Source organism: Stenotrophomonas sp. STEN029 (assembly GCF_056760015.1).
This window is the reverse complement of record NZ_JBRREC010000011.1, coordinates 52,324-69,946: the sequence shown is the minus strand read 5'-3', so window position 1 is coordinate 69,946 and position 17,623 is coordinate 52,324. Positions and strand designations below refer to the sequence as shown.

Annotated in this window: 15 protein-coding genes and 1 pseudogene; 6 read left to right on the top strand and 10 right to left on the bottom strand. The window is 64.7% G+C overall.

The window, feature by feature from the left end; genetic code table 11:
* Positions 1-305 precede the first annotated feature (305 nt).
* The 6 genes and pseudogenes from ACVOLI_RS04275 to ACVOLI_RS04250 all read right to left on the bottom strand — a co-directional run bounded on the left by ACVOLI_RS04275 (position 306) and on the right by ACVOLI_RS04250 (position 8,191).
* On the bottom strand, positions 306-1,166 hold the full coding sequence (locus tag ACVOLI_RS04275; protein ID WP_296247480.1) for a PA4780 family RIO1-like protein kinase: 861 nt from the start codon (positions 1,164-1,166) through the stop codon (positions 306-308).
* Positions 1,167-1,430: 264 nt separating this feature from the next.
* The gene (locus ACVOLI_RS04270) at positions 1,431-2,987 is read right to left on the bottom strand and encodes an FAD-binding oxidoreductase (RefSeq protein WP_481533657.1); all 1,557 of its coding nucleotides are present in this window, start codon (positions 2,985-2,987) and stop codon (positions 1,431-1,433) included.
* Between the two features lie 14 nt (positions 2,988-3,001).
* Positions 3,002-4,582 (bottom strand): alpha/beta hydrolase, encoded by a 1,581-nt coding sequence (locus ACVOLI_RS04265; protein ID WP_481533656.1) that lies wholly within the window; start codon positions 4,580-4,582, stop codon positions 3,002-3,004.
* A gap of 9 nt (positions 4,583-4,591) precedes the next feature.
* A complete protein-coding gene (locus tag ACVOLI_RS04260) occupies positions 4,592-5,596 on the bottom strand; it encodes an NADP-dependent oxidoreductase (RefSeq protein ID WP_481533655.1) in 1,005 nt (334 codons plus the stop codon).
* A gap of 2 nt (positions 5,597-5,598) precedes the next feature.
* On the bottom strand, positions 5,599-6,771 hold the full coding sequence (locus tag ACVOLI_RS04255; protein WP_057626965.1) for an acyl-CoA dehydrogenase family protein: 1,173 nt from the start codon (positions 6,769-6,771) through the stop codon (positions 5,599-5,601).
* A 55-nt stretch (positions 6,772-6,826) separates the two neighbouring features.
* Positions 6,827-8,191: pseudogene (locus ACVOLI_RS04250) on the bottom strand (flavin monoamine oxidase family protein).
* On the opposite strand from ACVOLI_RS04250, the gene ACVOLI_RS04245 reads away from it, so the two are divergent.
* Positions 8,156-8,479, top strand: a complete 324-nt coding sequence (locus ACVOLI_RS04245) for a hypothetical protein (RefSeq protein ID WP_481533654.1) — start codon at positions 8,156-8,158, stop codon at positions 8,477-8,479. The pseudogene ACVOLI_RS04250 and the gene ACVOLI_RS04245 overlap by 36 nt on opposite strands.
* Before the next feature lie 158 nt (positions 8,480-8,637).
* On the opposite strand, the gene ACVOLI_RS04240 is transcribed toward ACVOLI_RS04245, so the two are convergent.
* Together ACVOLI_RS04240 and ACVOLI_RS04235 are read right to left on the bottom strand one after the other, a co-directional pair.
* Entirely contained in the window at positions 8,638-11,073 is a 2,436-nt protein-coding gene (locus tag ACVOLI_RS04240; RefSeq protein WP_481533653.1) for a TonB-dependent receptor, read from the bottom strand.
* A gap of 89 nt (positions 11,074-11,162) precedes the next feature.
* Positions 11,163-12,014, bottom strand: a complete 852-nt coding sequence (locus ACVOLI_RS04235; RefSeq protein ID WP_481533652.1) for a DUF1838 family protein — start codon at positions 12,012-12,014, stop codon at positions 11,163-11,165.
* Between the two features lie 466 nt (positions 12,015-12,480).
* On the opposite strand from ACVOLI_RS04235, the gene ACVOLI_RS04230 reads away from it, so the two are divergent.
* Genes ACVOLI_RS04230 through ACVOLI_RS04220 form a run of 3 tightly spaced genes read left to right on the top strand, consistent with a single transcriptional unit; the run spans position 12,481 to position 14,576 of the window.
* On the top strand, positions 12,481-13,668 hold the full coding sequence (locus ACVOLI_RS04230) for a class I SAM-dependent methyltransferase (protein ID WP_481533651.1): 1,188 nt from the start codon (positions 12,481-12,483) through the stop codon (positions 13,666-13,668).
* Entirely contained in the window at positions 13,665-14,024 is a 360-nt protein-coding gene (locus ACVOLI_RS04225; RefSeq protein WP_481533650.1) for a hypothetical protein, read from the top strand. The genes ACVOLI_RS04230 and ACVOLI_RS04225 overlap by 4 nt, the downstream gene beginning before the upstream one ends.
* A 45-nt stretch (positions 14,025-14,069) precedes the next feature.
* On the top strand, positions 14,070-14,576 hold the full coding sequence (locus ACVOLI_RS04220; protein WP_481533649.1) for a hypothetical protein: 507 nt from the start codon (positions 14,070-14,072) through the stop codon (positions 14,574-14,576).
* A 150-nt stretch (positions 14,577-14,726) separates the two neighbouring features.
* Here the strand turns inward: ACVOLI_RS04220 and ACVOLI_RS04215 are convergent, their stop codons facing one another.
* A complete protein-coding gene (locus ACVOLI_RS04215; RefSeq protein ID WP_481533648.1) occupies positions 14,727-14,942 on the bottom strand; it encodes a hypothetical protein in 216 nt (71 codons plus the stop codon).
* Positions 14,943-14,980: 38 nt separating this feature from the next.
* Here ACVOLI_RS04215 and ACVOLI_RS04210 point away from each other — a divergent pair, with 38 nt between their 5' ends.
* Positions 14,981-16,123: a nitrilase-related carbon-nitrogen hydrolase gene (locus tag ACVOLI_RS04210; protein ID WP_481533647.1), complete on the top strand. Its 1,143-nt coding sequence runs from the start codon at positions 14,981-14,983 to the stop codon at positions 16,121-16,123.
* Positions 16,124-16,306: 183 nt separating this feature from the next.
* A complete protein-coding gene (locus ACVOLI_RS04205; protein WP_481533646.1) occupies positions 16,307-16,885 on the top strand; it encodes a methyltransferase family protein in 579 nt (192 codons plus the stop codon).
* Between the two features lie 4 nt (positions 16,886-16,889).
* Here ACVOLI_RS04205 and ACVOLI_RS04200 read toward each other — a convergent pair whose 3' ends face one another.
* Entirely contained in the window at positions 16,890-17,615 is a 726-nt protein-coding gene (locus ACVOLI_RS04200) for a hypothetical protein (protein ID WP_481533645.1), read from the bottom strand.
* Between the last annotated feature and the right edge of the window lie 8 nt (positions 17,616-17,623).

Here is a 17,623-nt window from a genome sequence, read left to right as displayed (position 1 = left end):
CCCCCCGCGCGCGGCCCCCCCGCCCCCGCGCCCCGCCCCCCCGGCCCCCCCCCCCCCCCCCCCCGCCCCCCCCCCCCCCCCCCCCCCCCCCCCCCCCCCCCCCCCACTACCGCTACTGCCCCTCCCTTGCGCCGCAGGCGGAGGGGAGGGTTGGGGAGGGGTTGGCTCCGCGGCCTTTCCAGCGTTGCTGGCTTCGCGGCTTACGCCGCTCCTACAAAGCTGATGGATGGCTGGGGAAGCCTCTGCCGAGCATGGCTCGGCACTACATTTTTGAAGCCTCTGCCGAGCGTGGCTCGGCATTACCCTCAGTAGTCTTCTTCGGCGGCGGCTTCGCGGCCTTGCTGGCGGATCAGCGCTTCTTCGCGGGCGTCGTTGATGGCGTGACGCACGCTGTCCAGGTCCACCGCGCGCTCGTCCGGGGTGAACTCGCCGGTCAACACGGTATCGGGCAGCAGATCGCCGGCCTGGAACAACTCCCACATCTCTTCGCCGTACCAGGTCTCCAGCAGCTCCGGTGCCCAGCGGCCGAGGTTGGCGGTGAGGTTGTTGACGTCACGCAGCAGCATGGTGCGGGCGGCGTTGTTGCCGCCGGCGCTGACCACCTGCGGGAAATCGATCACCACCGGGCCATCCGGCCCGACCAGCACGTTGTACGGCGACAGATCGCCGTGGATCAGGCCACAGCACAGCATCAGCTTGACCTGCTGGACCAATACGGCGTGGAACTCGCGCGCCTGCCCGGCGCTGAGTTCCACCTCGCCCAGACGCGCGGCGCTGAAGCCCTCGGCGTCGGTCACCAGCTCCATCACCAGCACGCCGTGGAAATAGCCGAACGGCTCCGGCACGCGCACGCCGGCGTCGCGCAGCTGGTACAGCGCGTCGACCTCGGTGTTCTTCCAGGCCGCTTCGGCCTGCTTGCGGCCGTAGTTGCTGGCCTTGCCGATGGCGCGGGCCTCACGGCTGCCGCGCACCTTGCGGCCTTCCTGGTACTGCACGCGCTGCTGGAAGCTGCGCTGCGCCATGTCCTTGTAGACCTTGGCACAGCGGATCTCGTCGCCGCTGCGAACCACGTAAACCGCTGCTTCCTTGCCGCTCTTGAGCGGGCGCAGGACCTCGTCGATGACGCCGTCGTCTATCAGTACCTGCAATTGTTGGGGTGTTTTCACGGTGTCTCGGTGGCTGCGGGTGGCGGCTCGATCTGCATCGAACGTGGGCCGTCCGGGTGGGATCAGGCCGACATATTGTTGCCGATGGTACGGAAACCGGCCAGCGATGGCAGCACCGGGGGTTCAGGCTGGACAGTTCCCATGGCACAAACCCGGACGGCCAGGTCTTGGGCCTGGCCGTTGGTCGGTGATCGCAAGTGGCAGCAGGCTGCGCCTACCCTCTCCCCAACCCCTCTCCCGGGGGAGAGGGGCTAACGCCTCGCCTTAGCGGCTCAGCACGCCGGGGTTCATCAGGCCCTTGGGATCGAGCTGGGCCTTGACCGCGTCCAGCACCGCCAGCGCGGCCGGGTCGCGGCCGGCGCGGTAGTCGTAGAACTTGCCCAGCTGCAGGTTGGCCGCGCCATGTGCGCGCATGATGTCGGCGATCTGCCGCTTGAGCACATCAGCCGCGGCGCGTGCTTCCAGGTGTTCACCCGGGCAACCGATGCGCTCGCGGTGATCGGCATCGACGGTGCGCTGGTGGAAGGCGTTGTGGCTGTCCGGCCAATAGATGCAGGGCTCGATCACCACCGTCTGCGCGCCCACGCTGGACAGCAAGGTGCCAATGAAGATGCCGTGCCTGTCCATCGTTTCCTGCTCGCGCGCGAACAGTTCCTGGAGTGCATTGAACATGCTGGTGGCCTTGGAATGCGGCACCAGCGCATGCACCGGCGCCCAGCGTTCGCCCTGCGGGCCGAGCATTGAGTTCCAGGCGGCAAATGGATTTGCGGCCATCATCTTGGGAATGGAGGGTTCAATGCTTTCACCAAACTCACCCACCAGCTTGCTCGCGCGAGTGACGCGATCGGCCACCTCGGCAGCGCTGTCGCCCTCCAGGGTGATATGCAGCGAGAACTGCTCCTGGTCGACGATATCGCGCCCCTTCACCGCCAGCTTCAGGCCGGAGATCAGGCCGCCCTTCCTGATCACATTGCCCAGCGCCTTGACGTCGCTGGAGAGGCCCGCGCGGCGCATGCGCACGCGGGTCAGGGCCGGATCGAAGGCCGCCGTTTCGCTGGCGAGCCCATGCCGTGCGAGCACGCCAAGCGCGGCAAACAGCCCGTCGGCGCTCGGGAACTGCCAGGACAGGTAGTCGATATACGCGTGCTTGGGGATCAGCTTGAGCACGATGCGGGTCTTGATACCGAGCAGGCCGCAATCGCCGAGAAACAGCCCGGTCAGGTCCGGGCCATACCAGCGGAAGAACGGCGCGGTGTTGGCGGCTGCCGCCGAGCCGGTGGTGAGGATGTCGCCATTGGCGGTGACTACCTGCAGGCCCAGCACCACGTCAGCCGAACAGCCATAGCGCGCGGTGCCGTGGAAGATCGCGCCCTGCGACATGCCGCCACCGACCGTGGCATGCGAGCCCGACATCGGCCCGAAGTACGGGGTGCGCACGCCTTTGGCGTCCAGCGCGTCCTTCAGCGCCCGCCAGGTGACGCCGGCTTCGACCACGACGTAGGCGTCTTCCAGGTTGATCTCGACGATGTTGTCCAGCGAACCGGTATCCACCAGCACGCTTGGGCTCTGCGCGGCGGTATAGCCGCTGGTGTAGCTCATGCCGCCACCGCGTGCGATCACCGCAACACCGGCCTCGGTGAGTTGCTTGACCGCAGCGGCCAGTTGTTGCGCATTGTTCGGGCGCAACACCGCCAGCAGCGGCTTGCCCTGTGAATAGACATCGGTGGCGAAATACTCAAGCTCGCTGGCATCGGTGACGATGCTGCCGCCCCAGCTGGACTGCAGCGTGGCGATGACGGCGGTGGCGGTGTCGTTGCTCATGGGGGTCCTTCGGTTCAGGCGGACAGGGCGGCGGCGCGCCCCTGGTAATCGGATTCGCTATCGGTGATCACCCGTAGCGGCACCGGCAAGGCACGCAGGCGCGCTGCCAGATCCGCTGCGGTGACATCGCGCAGCAAGCCATGCAGGCGATTGCCCAGGCGCAGCAGTTCAACAACATTGGCGTGCACCAGTGCAGGCGCTGGCGCATCCACACGGCGGCGGGCGGCGGCACTTGGCGCCAGCCACGGCCACAGCAGATGGCGCTCGCGCTCCCATTGCCAGGCATCGCAGAGATAGCCGCCGGCGCGGTCGATGACAGTACTGGGCAAGCCCTGCAACAGCAGCGCCTGCTCCTCGGCATCGAGCAGCCAAGGCGAGTGCAGCACGACTTCGCTGACCCGCGCGCCCAGCGCATCCACCAGCGCAGGAACGTAGCCAGCAGCAGCGCCATGCGCTTCGATCAGCAACGGCAGCTCCGCGCTGTCGCGCACTGCCTCCAACAAGGCAGCGACCACGCTGGCAGCATCCAGCCCGGCATCGCTCTCGCAGGAGGCCCCGTGGCCGGGAAGGTCCGGAAGCAGGCACGCGCTGTCATTGTCATCAAGCTGCTGCGGCGCCAACGGCCGGGTGCCGGGCGCATGCAGGCATAGCCGCAGCAGCCCCTGCCCTGCCCGCTCCCAGACCGCCATGTCACCGCTGGCGGTGGCGATGATGCGTCGCTGCCAACGGTCGTCCGCCGCTGCACCCGCGCTGCCGGCAACGAAGGCCGGCTCGGCCGCCAAGGTCTGCGCCAACCACGCATCCATGCTGTCCAGCATCGCCGGAATGCCCTTGGGCTCCTCAACCACGGTGACGTTGTCAGGCAGGCCGTACAGGCGCGGTCTGTGCGCCAACAGCGGATCGCCGTGGCGGTAGACCAGCCACGACGGCATCTGCAGCTGCTGCAGCCAGAAGTGATCGTTGTGGCGGAACGCCGCCGCATAACCGGCGCGGTAGGTATCGCCAACATCCAGCACATCCATCACCGTTTCGCGGGTGCTTTCAGTGGTCTGTGGCGGAATCATCATCGCCGCGTCGGCGCGGCCGTCGTACCACGGGAAGTAATACTTCTGCTCGCGCATGCGCGACCACAGCCAGCGCAGGTGCGAGCCGTCCCACTGCGGCACGAACGGCGGCAGGTAGGCGTCGCCATACAGTGCGCTTTCCTGCGCGGTGAAAGCCGCGTAGCCATCGACCACCAGCGCTGCCACGCGCTCGGGATTGGCCCAGGCCAGCCAGGTCGCGATCAGCCCGCCGGTATGCATGCCGAACACCGCGAAGCGCTGCAGGCCGATAGCGTCGACGAACGCAAGTGTGGCCGCGCCGAACTCGGCAATCGTCATTGGATTGCCGGGCAGGGCATCGGAGTAGCCGAAGCCAGGCGTATCCGGCGCAATCACCGTATAGCGATCGGCGTAGCGCTGCTGCATCGCTGCCCACATCCGCGAGTTCTGCGGCGATTGGTGGATCAGCAACAGCGCCGGGCCGCTGCCGGCAATACGGTAGTGCACCTGCCGTCCATTGACGGAAGCGAAGCGGCGCTGGATCTGGGTCATGCCTGTTCCTTAGAGCCGTACCAGTGCCTTGCCCAGGTTCTCGCCATTGAGCAGGCCGATGAAACCGGCCGGCGCGGAGGCCAGCCCGTCGTGGATATGTTCGCGGTAGCGCAGCGTGCCGGCGGCGATCATCTGCGCCAGTTCGCTGCGGCATTGCGCGAAGTCGGCCAGGTGGTCGTAGACCACCAGGCCTTCAAGGCGTGCGCGCGCACCAATCACCGGCCCGAGATTGGGTCCGGCCGGGCGCTCCGCGCGGTTGTACTGATCACTGAGCCCACACAGCACCACGCGCGCATGCAGGCGCAGCAATGACAACGCCGCTTCCAGCACCACACCGCCGACATTGTCGAAGTAGCCGTCGATACGGTCCTGGCAGGCTGCACGCAGCGCATTGATGAAATCCGGATCGCGGTAGCTGACGCAGGCGTCGAAGCCAAAATCATCGGTGACGATGGCGCACTTCTGCGCGCTGCCGGCGATACCGACCACGCGGCAACCCGCGGCCTTGCACAGCTGGCCGACGACACTGCCAACCGCACCAGCGGCGGTGGATACCAGGATGGTCTGGCCAGCTTTCGGCTGCAGGATCTTCCGTACACCCGCCCACGCGGTGAGGCCGGGGACTCCAAGCACACCGAGGAAGGTACTAGCCGGTGCCAAGCCCGCATCGATCAGCGTTGTGGCACTCGCATCCAGCACGGTCTGTTCGGCCCAACCGGTCATGCCGGTAACCACGTCGCCCATCTGGAAGCGACCGCTTCGATCCTCGATCACCGTGCCGATGCCATAGCCCGGCACGATGCTGCCCAGTGGCGGGCATGGCACCGCATAGCGGCCACCGAGTTGTGCACGCAGGAACGGGTCCAGCGACAACCACTGCACCTGCACCGACAGCTGGCCGTCGCCTGGCCTCGGCAACGGCAGCTGCTGCAGGTCGAAGTCCTGCAGCTGTGGCAGGCCCTGCGGGATGTTCCGCAGGCAGACGGCCTGCATTGTCGTGTGCAGGCCGTCCATCATCAGAACGCGTTGATGCCGGTCAGCTCGCGGCCGATCACCAGCTGGTGCACGGTCTCGGTGCCTTCGTACGTGATCACCGATTCCAGGTTCAGCGCGTGGCGGATCGCACCGTGCTCGGTGGTGATGCCGGCGCCGCCGAGCAGGTCACGGCATTCGCGGGCGATGTCGATGGCCAGGCGGCAGTTGTTCCACTTGGCCAGCGAGACCTGCTGCGGCTGCATCTGCCCAGCGTCCTTGAGGCGACCGAGCTGCAGCACCAGCAACTGACCGGCGGTGATGCGGCGGGCCATGTCGGCCATCTTGATCTGCGCGCTCTGGGTGGCGGCCACCGGGCGGCCGAACAGGATGCGTTCCTTGGTATAGGCCAGCACTTCGTCCAGGCAGGCGATGGCCGCGCCCAACGGGCCCCAGGTGATGCCGTAGCGGGCTTGGGTGAGGCAGCCCAGCGGGCCCTTGAGACCCTTCACGTTGGGCAGGCGGTTGGCGTCGGGCACACGCACGTTGTCGAAGAACAGCGCGCCGGTCACCGAGGCGCGCAGGCTCATCTTGTGCTTGATTTCCTGGGCGGTGAAGCCAGGCGTGCCCTTCTCGATGACGAAGCCCTGCACGCCTTCGTCGGTATTGGCCCAGACGATGGCGATGTCGGCCACCGAGCCATTGGTGATCCACATCTTGGAACCATTGATTACCCAGTCGCCGCCGTCCTTCACTGCGCGGGTCTTCATGCTGGCCGGATCGGAGCCGCCATGGGCTTCGGTCAGGCCGAAGCAGCCGATCACCTTGCCGCGCGACATGTCCGGCAGCCAGCGCATGCGCTGCTCTTCCGAACCGTAGGCGTAGATGGGGTACATGCACAGCGAGCTCTGCACCGAGACGAAACTGCGGATGCCGGAATCGCCGCGCTCCAGTTCCTGGCAGATCAGGCCGTAGCTGACGCTGTTCAAGCCGGCGCCGCCGTACTGTTCCGGCAGCGAGCTGCCCAGCAGGCCCATGTCGGCGATTTCGCCGATCAGCTCGGTCGGGAAGCGACCCTGGTCGAAGCAGTCGCCGATGATCGGCAGCACACGCTCATCGGTGAAGCGCGCAACGGAATCCTGTACAGCGCGTTCTTCCTCGCTCAGCAGCGAACGCACGTCGAACAAATCGTAGGGGTTCAGTGTCTTCAGGCTCATTACTGTCTCTGGAAGGCGCATCCGCGCCCGGAAGGTAAGGGATAAGGTAGTTCAATCAGGCCGAAAGAATTGCTGCAGCTGCACGCTCGCCCGATGTGACGGCCGCTTCCATGCCCGGAACCTGCAGTTCGGTCTGCTCGCCCGCGAAGTGGATGCGCCCGAACGGGGTGTTGGCCTAGCGCAGGGTCTGCGCGAAATGACCCGGCGCAATCTCCGAGAACGCGCCGTCGGACAAGGGATCATTACCCCAGCTGCGGGTCTCCAGCGGCAGCAGCGCGCCCTTGGACGCCGGCCGCAGCCGTTGCATGGCGCTGATGGCCCAGGCGAAGCGGGCCTCGCGGTCGAGCTGATCGGCCTGCTCGGCCATGGCGCCGTTGAGCCAGACGATAAGGCGGTTGATCTGGCCATCGGCGCCGGGCACGGCAAACACGCGCTGCAGCGGGCCATCGCCCCACAGCGACAGCGGCAGGCCATCGTCTTCCCAGAACCTGCGGGTGGGCTGCAGGTGGATGGTGGTGACGGCGTTGGAGCGCCGTGCCGACCAGACTTGCTGCTGTGCAACCGGCGGCGCCGGGTCAATGACGATGCGGCTGAGCGGGCCGCTGGGCAGGGCCAGCACCAGATGCGCGGCGCGGAAGCGACGGCCATCGGCGCAGCGGACTTCCACGCCGCTACGAACAGACTCGACCTGGGTGACCTGTGCATCGAGCAGCGGTGGCTGCGACAGCGACGCCGCCATCGCCTCCGGCAACGCCTGGCTGCCGCCCTGCACCCAACCGGTACCCTTGGAACCGAACCGACGCAGCGCATCGCGGCGCAATGCATCGAGCGCGCTGATCGAGTGCAGCGAAGAAAAGCTGTTGCCGATATCCATCCACTGCAACGCCTGCGGTGACCAGCCCTTGCTGGCGATCAGCTGTGACAGTGGGATATCCAGCGAGAGATTGGCCGGATCGCGCCAGCTGTCGACGGCCGGCAGGCCAAGCTCGGCAATCGCGGTGGCCAGCAGCATCGGCGGCAACAGGCCATGCTCGCGGCCTTGCAGGGTATTGAGCGGGCTTTCGCCCCATGATCTTGCCGGCACCAGCGTATCGCCGATGGCCAGGCCAAGACCGGCAGCGGTCGGCAACGCAGCCGACGGCGGCACGATGCCGACACCGACACGCCTGGCGTGGGCGTGTACGCGCTCATAGGCGGTCCCAACTTCGACACCGCCGATTTCGAAGCGGATGCCATTGCGCACCACCGTCTGCAGGCGGCCGCCCACGCGCGGATTGGCTTCGAGCACCGTGACGGGGGCTCCACCGGTTTCCAGGGCATGGGCAGCGGACAGACCGGCCAGACCGGCGCCTACGACGATGACGTCACTGCCGGGAATCTTGGCGTGCAGCAAGCCAGGCAGCAGCGAAAGTGCAGCCATGCCAGAAACTCCGTTGATGAAATCGCGTCGTTGCATTGGGGTTGCCTGCGGGGGTGCGGGGTTGCCTTACTTGCTTTTGCTTTACTTGCTTTTGCCTTACTTGCTTTTGCCTTGCTTGCTTTTGCTTTACTTGCTTTTGCTTTAGATGCCGTCATTCCCGCGCAGGCGGGAATCGCTTTTGCTTTTGCTTTTGCTTTTGCTTTTGTTCTTGCTTTTGCCTTTGCTCTTGCACGCACTGCCAGATTTCCAAAGCCAGAGCCAGAGCGATTCCCGCCTACGCGGGAATGACAATCAACGGCCAAAGCGATTCCCGCCTGCGCGGGAATGACGAGCAACGGCCAGAGCGATTCCCGCCTGCGCGGGAATGACGATCTGCTTGTGTGTCGGTGATGCCAATCAAGCGCAGGCTGGGACGGCGCAATGACCCTCCCAGCCCACCTCACCACCTAGAACTTGTAACTAACCTCAACGCCATACATACGCGGCAGCGAAGGCGTCAAACCAAAGTCACGCAGGTTGGTCACCGCCAGTCCGGTCAACGGAGGCACCGCCGGCACGGCGACGTAAGCATCCGGATTGATGGTGCGCTGCGCGTCTTCCAGGGTGCGGTCGTTGAACGCATTGGTCACGTAGGCCGAGACCTGCAACTGCTCGGTCGGGCGGATGCTGAAGCGGAAGTTGGTGCGGGTGGAAGCACCGATATACGCCAGGTTATCGACCTGGATGTAGCGCTTGCCTTCGTAGTTCACGTCCATGTTGGCGGTGTATTCCCAGCCATTGGACAGCGCACCGTCATACATCAAGCCCAGCGTTGCCTTGTGCTTGGGCACGCGTGGCAGGGTGGCGCCAGCGGCATCTGCGGCCGGGTCAGCCAGGGTCGGTGCATTGCTGCTGGAGAACAGATCGGCCTGGTCCTGGCTGATGAACTTCAGGATCTCGGCATCGGTGAACGAGTACGCCAGGCTGGCCAACCAACCCTGCGCGAACGCCCACTGGCTTTCCAGCTCGAAGCCGCGGATGCGCGACTCGCCGACATTGGTGGTGTAGCTCGTGGAGAACAGCGAGCCGTTCTTGCGGGTCACCGGACCGGTTTCGGTCAGCTGCTGGTTGGTCCAGTCAATCTGGTAGAGGTTGGCATTGATGCGCAGGGTGCCATCCAGCCAATCGCTCTTCATGCCCAGTTCGTAGTTCCAGGCTTCTTCTTCCTTGTAGGTGTTCAAACCACGCGCGATCAGCGCGTCGCGGTCGGCCTCCTGGAAGTCGGCGCGGTAGACGTCGGTATTGAACCCGCCCGGCTTGTTGCCCTTGGACACCAGCCCGTACAGGTTCACGTTCTCACGCGCCTGGTAGCTCAGCGTCCAACGCGGGGTGAAGCTGCTGAAGGTCTTGTCCAGCGCATACGACTGCCGATAGGTGTTTGCGCCGAGCACGCGCACATCGGTGCCGCCCTTGCTGATTTCATCGCGCGCATAGCGGCCTTCCAGCGAGGTGGTCCACTGCTCGTTGATGCGCCAGTTGATCAGGCCGTACAACGCCTTGTTGACGGTCTGGTCGTCCGGATTGGTCGGGATCGGCGTGACCACCTTGCTGCCACCGATGGTGTAACCGGTCAGGTCGCCACCCCAGCCCGGCTGCGCGTTCTGCTCGTAGTAGTACGCGCCGAGCATGCCCGACACCGCCAGGCTCTGGTCGGTGGTCAGGCGGATGTCCTGCGACCAGTTCTTCACCCCGCTGTTGGCGAAGCTTTCGAACGCGCCGCCGTAGCCACGGATGGCACTGTAATCCTGATCGCTGGCGGCGTAGGTTTCGCTGTTGTTGTAAGCCGAGGTCGAGGTCAGGTTCCAGCCATTGGCGAACAGATAGTCCACCACCACGCTGGTGCGCAGCAGGTCGGTCTTGCGGCCGGAGAAATAACCTGCGGTCTCGAACTCCCTGGTGTTCAGCGCGTAGTCCGACGGTTCCTTCAGCTCACCGCAGTAGTAGCCGCGACGGCGCGATTCAAGGATCGGATACAGGCCGAAGTACAGGCCACCGGTGTACTCGGGCAGGTAGCAGTTGAGGTTGTCGCTGCCCAGGCGCGCGGCGGCGAAGTGCTGGTCGCGGCTCTTCTGCTTCATCACCCTTGCGGTGATGTCCAGTGAATCGGTCGGTGACCAGGCGATGGCGGCCATGCCACTGATGGTCTCGGTGCCGTTGAGGTCTTTCCTGCCCGATGCCTGGTTGTAGAACACGCCATCGTTGCCACGCTTGTTCAAGCTCAGGTCGTAGCCGAACGAGCCGTCTTCATTCCCGCCCGAGTAGAACAGGCCCATCTTTTCCTGGCCGTAGTTGCCCGCGCCCAGGGTGAGCTTGCCACCTGGCGCACTGCCCGGCCGCTTGGTGATGAAGTTGACCGCTCCGGAGAAGGTGCGACGACCGAAGGCCGCCGACTGCGGACCACGGATCACTTCCACACGCTGGATGTTCTCCAGCCCATAGCTTGAGATGTCACCTTCAACGTAGATGCCGTCGATGAAGAACGAGGCATTGGCCTCGCCCTGGATATTAGACATGCCACGGATCACCGGGCGGTCGAAGCCGCGGCCATAGCCGGACTTGAACGAGAAGCTCGGCGACAGGTTGGCGATGTCGCGCACATCGGTCAGGCCCTTCTTCTCGATGGTCTGCTCGGACATGGCGGTGATCGGCAGCGGCATCTGTTGCAGCGGCTCGGACACGCCACGCGCGGTCACGGTGATCTGGTCAAGGCTCTGCACGGCGTCACTATTGGCTGCCGGCGGCGCGGGCACTTGATCGCTGTCGGCAGCGGTGGCGCTGCCCGCGCACAGCAGCAGCGCGAGCGCGATCGAGGAGCACAGCAGGTCTGGCTTGATGGTTTTCATGGAATTCCCGACTGCAAGGTGTGTTCGGTATGGATTGGGAGGATGGATGCGCCGTCTTGGGGGAGGGTTCCGTCCGGTGTTTCCGTACTTCAGTCCTGCTGTTTCGCCGCCGCGCCCTGCTTGAGCTGTTTGTAGGCGCTCCAGCTGGTGACGTTGGGCTGCACCCAGGTTTCGGGCGCGCGTGCGTATTCCGGGTAACGGCTACGCACGAGTTCCTGGATATCGGCCGGCAGCTCACTGACCGATGCGCGCTTGTTGCCCTGCGCGATGTACAACAGGCTGCCCGGGCGCATGCCCAGCTTCATCCATGGCAGCCACGGCCCGATGCGGGTCCAGCCATAGGTGACCGGCACGCTCTTCAGCGCCGGGTTTTCCAGGTCTGCGCGTGGCGCGAAGAACATGAAGTGCTCCGAGCCCATGTAGGTCGGGCCACTGGACTCGGCGGGGAATTCGGCCGGCTGCAGCGGATTGGGATAGGCCAACGGAATGTTGAGGGCCAGCATCACCTGGTCGGCGGCTTCCACCCATGGCAGGTGCATCGGCCGGCCTGGCGCATTGAGCACGGTGTTGACCGGATCGTTGGCGACCTGCACGACCTCGTTGCGTTCGCCGGACAGCGGGTTGTCCCAGCTGTCGATGATCCTGCCGGTCTTCAGGTCGCGGTAGAACGTGAGCTCACGCGTGTACAGGCGCCACACACCATCGGCCTGCTTCTCGGCACGGCAGATGTTGTAGCCCTCGAAGCCCATCAGCGGCGCGGCTTTCTTGCCCGGCTCCTGCGCGAACAAGGTGCCGGCCCACCACAGGATCTCTTCCTGCTTGGGGTCCAACGAGCAACGCAGCTTGACCATTGCCTCGACGCTGCCCTGTTCGGACTGCAGATCCAGCGCTTTTGCCTGTGGCGAAAGTGCGATTGCGACAGCCAGCAAAACCGATGACATTCGAATCACGTCCAACCCCCGACTGAAATGGAGCGATGAAGCCAGTGCCTTGGCCTGCTCCGGACCACGGAAGACAGGCCAGTGGGCCCATCAAAGATGACATATAGCTATATCATTAGTACATGTTTGTCCAATCATTTATAAGACCTTTGTCGCCAACCCCGCAGCCCTGCTGGAGGGCGCGAAAACACCGCTGCAGTGGGCATGGCCAGGACTGCGCAGGATGTTGCCTTGCAACAGAAAAGCCCCCGTCCGGGCCGTGAAAATGGGCACTGGATTTTTGTCCGGACATTTGAGAAATTCGGGACCTGGGTCGTTTGCTCGGTCCACGGGAAGGCCGTCCCGACAGGGGTTGCGGCTGATACACGGGGCAAGCGCACAGGTATTACCCCGGTGCTTGACCCCAACCAGACCTACATGACATATAGATATAACTTTAGAACTTGAAGCCTCCCGAGGAGTCGTCATGAGTCAGCAAGCCCTGCCCCCCAGTTGGCAGCACGTGGGCCGCCATGCGGTCTTCCCTGACAGCGCGCTGGATGACACCGCCCGCTTCGACTTCCTGGCCAACCTCAATGGCTACCTGGCCACCCAGCTCAGCCCCAAGGTCAAAGCCGCCTACGAAGGTCGGGTAAAACCAGCGTTCGAGAAGGAGAAAGGCCGCGCCCCGCAAACCCGCCACGAAGTCCGCAAGGCGATGGCCGGCGATGCGATCTACCAGACCTGGAGTGCCCTGCGTCGCAGCAGCATGGAAATGCGCCAGCAGGCCGGTCGCGGCCTGGTGCTCAAACAGGTGGATGCGCTGATCGAGAAGACGCGCGCACTGAACGCCAGCGACGACGGCCTGCAACTTGATCCTTCGGTGCAGGTGCCGCGCTATTCCAGCGCGGTCGACATCCACTGCATGCCCGGCGGCTACCACACCGAGCTGCTGGCCGATGACGTCTCCGCCGCCGCCAACTACGACTGCGGCATCTTCGCCACCACCGGCGGCATGCTTGGCCGTTACAACGACGGCGGCGGCCAGGCCCTGGCGCAGTGGTTGCAGGAAGAACACCCCGGTTTCAAGCCGCGCCGCATCCTCGACATCGGCTGCACCGTCGGCCACAACATCGTGCCGCTGGCGCAGGCCTTCCCCGATGCCGAAGTGATCGCCGTCGACGTGGCCGCGCCGATGCTGCGCTATGCGCATGCCCGCGCCCGTGCGCTCGGCATCAGCAACATCACGTTCCGCCAGGCCAATGGTGAAGCGCTGGACTATGCGGATGGTTCGTTCGACCTGATCACCACCGCCATGTTCTGGCACGAGAGCTCGGCCACGGCGATGCCACGCAAACTGCGCGAGATCCAGCGCCTGCTGGCCAGTGGCGGCCTGACCGCGCATCTGGAGCAGCCGCAATACCACGGCATGGACCCCTACGAGCAGTTCATCCGCGACTGGGATGCGTACAACAACAACGAGCCGTTCTGGAGCGTGATGCACGAGTACGACCTGCGCCAGATGATGGCCGCGGCCGGCTTCGATGCCGAGCGCTATTTCGAAACCAAGGTCCGCGGCGTGGTGGACAGGGACATCTTCCCGGTCGCCAGCGAGAGCGGCGAAGACCACGGCCGTGCCGCGCTGTGGACCATGTTTGGAGCCTGGAAAGCATGAGCATCGATCCGATCGCCCTGGCCGGCAGCCGCGCCCGTGGCAAGCGTCCCTATTTCTTCAAGGACCCGGACGTGGAGCGGGTGCTGTCCATCGCCATGGCCATCGCCATGGAGAACGCGGTTACCCATCAACGCCTGGACGCGCTCGAGCGCCTGATCGAACACAAGGGCCTGCTCAGCCGCGAGGAACTGGACCAGTTCCGCCCGGACCGTGAGGCAGAGGCACAGCGCACGCTGTGGATGAAGGAATACATCGCCCGGGTGCTGCGCATCGTGCAGCAGGAAACCGAGGCGGTGGAAGGCGGTGCTATGGACGTGCCGATGGAAGAAGTCATGGATGAACTTCGCGACCAGTAAGACGCAACGGCGTCGCCCATCAAAGACCACAACCAAGGAAAGCACATGACCGATCTGGCCAAGCACATGCCCGCCCTCGCCCGCCATGAGGGCGTCTGGGATGGCGTGTACCGTTACTACGATGCCAATGGCGACAAAATTGACGAGCACAAATCGCGCCTGATCTGCCGCATTACTGGCGACGAAAAAGCGCCATACCACCAGACCAACCATTACAGCTGGGAAGACGGCAAGACCGAAGTACGTGACTTCCCGACGTCCTACCTGTTCGGCCGCATCATTTTCGACAATGAATTGATTTACGGTTGGTGCACCGAAATCCCGGAGGACGACCATCACCGCACCTTGATGCTGTATTGGCAGCGCAAGGGTGAGGACGGCCTGGAGCTGTACGAAATGATCCAGCTCTCTGACGACGGCCAGCTGCGCAACCGCATCTGGCATTGGTACAAGCGTGGGGTGCTGGTGCAGCGCACACAGATTGACGAGACGTTTGTGAGCCGCGAGTGGCAGAAGATCAAAGGCGAGAGCTTTTACGGCGACGCGATTTGATCTTCCGCTTAAGCCCCACTCCCGCGCGCGGGGTGAGAAGGGCAGCTTGCGAACCACCGGTTCGCTGCCCATCGAACGCCCTTGCGCCAGCGCAAGGGCCGGGGCGCGGAGCGGGGGTTGGGGTGAGGGGAAGCTCCTGGCTAGCAGACCCTACGCTTTAAAAGCTCTTGAAGCTTTTAAAGCTCCCCTCATCCGCCCCTTCGGGGCACCTTCTCCCGCAAGCGGGAGAAGCAACAGCACAAGCAACAGCAACTGCAACTGCAACTGCAACAGCACAAGCACAAGCACAAGCACAAGCAACAGCAACTGCAACAGCAACTGCAACTGCAACTGCAACTGCAACTGCAACTGCAACTGCAACTGCAACCAAGATGATCCACGCCGTACATCCATCGAGGCAAGCAATGAGCAACACCCGCAGACATTTCCTCGGCAGCGCCGCCGGCCTGGCAGCACTCGGCGCCGTCGGCCCCGCCCTGCTTGGCAGCTCGGCGCCCGCACAGGCAGCCATGGGCAAGGGGCCGGATGCGCTCAACGAGCGCACCGACGGCACCTACGCCACGGTTGAACTGGCCAAGCCGGCATGGACCCTGGGCCTGGTGCAATCGCGCGTGCACAGCTTCGATGCCAGGGAATGGAAGGCGGGCAGCAAGCGTAATCTGGCCCATATGCTCGAGCTCATCGACAAGGCGCATTACCACGCCAAGCCCGATCTGCTGCAGTTCCACGAGTTCCCGCTCAGCGGCTGGCGCAAGTGGACCCGCGATGAAATCCTCAAGTTCGCCATCACCATTCCCGGTGCGGAAACCGAAGCCATCGCCGCCAAGGCACGCCAGTACGGCACCTGGATCGTGTTCGGCGCCTACGCCACCGATCCGGACTGGCCGGGCCACGTCTTGTCGATCACCACGATCATGAACGACAAGGGCGAGATCGTGGACAAGCACTGGAAGGCGCGTAACCTCAAGGGCGCGTTCCCGGACTTCGAGCTGTTCACCACCACCACCTATGACGTGCTCGATCGCTACGTGGAAATGTACGGCCGTGATGCGGTGGTGCCGGTGACGCGCACGCCGCTGGGCAATATCTGCACCAGCTCCACCCAGCGCGAGCCGGAGCTGTTCCGGGCGATGGCGTTCAAGGGTGCCGAGGTGTTCCTGCGTACTGCCTCGGGTGGTTTCTCGGACATGGATATCGCCGCCTGCGCGATGTACAACGGCGTCTACTCGTCCATCGTCAACAACTCGATCTCGCCGGACAACGGCCCGTACTTCGATGATCCGGGTTCAGGCGGCACCGCCCTGTATGACCCCAGCGGCAAGATCGTCGCCGAGGCACAGAGCAAGGAGGAGACGCTGGTGCTGGGCCGCGTGCCGATCGCCGAGCTGCGCGCGCGCAAGCGCCAACCTGTCGTGCACATGGATCTGTTCCGCGACGTCTACGACACCTACCAGAATGCCTATCCGCCCAACCTGTGGTCGCAGTACCTGCCCACTTCGCTGGAAGACGCGGCGCGCTACATCCGCGGCAAGTCGCGCTGGAAGTAAGTTGAACCGACAACGGCGCCGCAAGGCGCCGTTGCTTCATCCGGCGCCACCGCTGATTCCAACCGATCAAACCAAGACAGCTTCAAAGCGCAGCGCGGTTCTGCCCACAGCTACTCCAACTCACAAGCAGGTGACGCTGCTCGGGGCAAGCTGGGTGTCCGTCCTGCGACAACGGACTCGTCAATGCCAACCGTCTTCCATCTCGGCCTGCTGCTGTGCTGGGCGGTGGTGCTTGGCTATTGGGCCATCACCGCACTGCGCGCCAAGCCGGTGACCCGCAGCGAATCGCGTGCCAGGCAGTTCCTGGCGTACTGGCTGCCGTTGATCATCGCGGTACTGCTGCTGGGCCCGGGCCATTGGTTCGGCCACGGTTGGCTGCGTGAGCAGTTCGTTCCGCATTCATTGCCGGCCTACACGTTGGGTCTGCTGCTGTGTGCGGCCGGTGCAGCACTCGCGTTGTGGTCGCGCTGGCAGCTGGGCCGCAACTGGAGCGGCAACGTGCAGATCAAACAGGCACACGAGCTGATCAGCAGCGGTCCGTATGCGCATGTGCGCAACCCCATCTACAGCGGCTTCCTGCTGATGTTCAGCGGCACCGCATTGGTGGTTGGCGATTGGCGCGGGGTGATCGCCGTGGCAATCGTGTTCGCCTCGTTCTGGGTCAAGCTGCGGCAGGCGGAGCGCTTCCTCGCGGCCCACTTCGGGCCCGCCTACAGTGCCTATACTGCACGCACCAGACGCTTGATTCCCGGCCTGCTGTAAGGCCTCAGGCGCCGCGCTCCGGGTCATCCTCACCGCCGCGCCCTGCGCCGTAACCCAACCCGGCGCCCATGCCCATGCCGGCGCCCATGCCGCCCATGCCGCCACCACCGGCACCGCCTTTGCCACCACCCGCGCCGTCCTTGTTGCCGCCACCGCTGCCCGCCGGACGCAACGGCCCTTGGCGGGGAATGGCGACGGCAGCCGGTATCACTTCCAGGTCCAGCACGCTGCGGACGAAGTCGCGCAGTGACACCACCAGCTCGGCGGTATGGATCGGCCGGCCCTCGACCATATCGGTGGCAGCGCGCGCGGCCAGCCGCACCTGCTCCTCGGTGCCCAGCAGGATCACATCCGACAGCGCCGCCTCCACCGCGTCGCGGATACGACGCGCCCGGTCACCCGCCTCGCCCGGATCCGCGCTCGGCAACAGCAGGGCACCATCGGCGGTCGTAGCGGTCTGTCCCTGCGCCAGTTCGGCCGCACGTCGGCGTAGATCGCGCAGGTGGCTGGGGTCAACGCTGAGATCGCCTGTAAAGGAACCACCCAAGGTTTTGTAGGCGGCAATCAGGGTCTTCAGCCGCTCGTTGATCTGCCGGTTGGCCGCCTCACGTTTCTGCTGCACCGCCTGCATCACCAGCAGGCGGATGCCCACGCCGATCAGGGTGATGATCGCCAGGCCCACCAGCGTCGACAGCAGGCCCTGCCAGGAACTGAAATCCAGACCACGCATCCGCGCAC

What these genes read in the sequence shown, in the direction of transcription:
- ACVOLI_RS04270 (WP_481533657.1), bottom strand. Translation starts at nt 2,987, where the DNA reads ATGAGCAACGACACCGCCACCGCCGTCATCGCCACGCTGCAGTCCAGC.
- ACVOLI_RS04265 (WP_481533656.1), bottom strand. Translation starts at nt 4,582, where the DNA reads ATGACCCAGATCCAGCGCCGCTTCGCTTCCGTCAATGGACGGCAGGTG.
- ACVOLI_RS04260 (WP_481533655.1), bottom strand. Translation starts at nt 5,596, where the DNA reads ATGGACGGCCTGCACACGACAATGCAGGCCGTCTGCCTGCGGAACATC.
- ACVOLI_RS04255 (WP_057626965.1), bottom strand. Translation starts at nt 6,771, where the DNA reads ATGAGCCTGAAGACACTGAACCCCTACGATTTGTTCGACGTGCGTTCG.
- ACVOLI_RS04240 (WP_481533653.1), bottom strand. Translation starts at nt 11,073, where the DNA reads ATGAAAACCATCAAGCCAGACCTGCTGTGCTCCTCGATCGCGCTCGCG.
- ACVOLI_RS04235 (WP_481533652.1), bottom strand. Translation starts at nt 12,014, where the DNA reads ATGTCATCGGTTTTGCTGGCTGTCGCAATCGCACTTTCGCCACAGGCA.
- ACVOLI_RS04230 (WP_481533651.1), top strand. Translation starts at nt 12,481, where the DNA reads ATGAGTCAGCAAGCCCTGCCCCCCAGTTGGCAGCACGTGGGCCGCCAT.
- ACVOLI_RS04225 (WP_481533650.1), top strand. Translation starts at nt 13,665, where the DNA reads ATGAGCATCGATCCGATCGCCCTGGCCGGCAGCCGCGCCCGTGGCAAG.
- ACVOLI_RS04220 (WP_481533649.1), top strand. Translation starts at nt 14,070, where the DNA reads ATGACCGATCTGGCCAAGCACATGCCCGCCCTCGCCCGCCATGAGGGC.
- ACVOLI_RS04210 (WP_481533647.1), top strand. Translation starts at nt 14,981, where the DNA reads ATGAGCAACACCCGCAGACATTTCCTCGGCAGCGCCGCCGGCCTGGCA.
- ACVOLI_RS04205 (WP_481533646.1), top strand. Translation starts at nt 16,307, where the DNA reads ATGCCAACCGTCTTCCATCTCGGCCTGCTGCTGTGCTGGGCGGTGGTG.
- ACVOLI_RS04200 (WP_481533645.1), bottom strand. Translation starts at nt 17,615, where the DNA reads ATGCGTGGTCTGGATTTCAGTTCCTGGCAGGGCCTGCTGTCGACGCTG.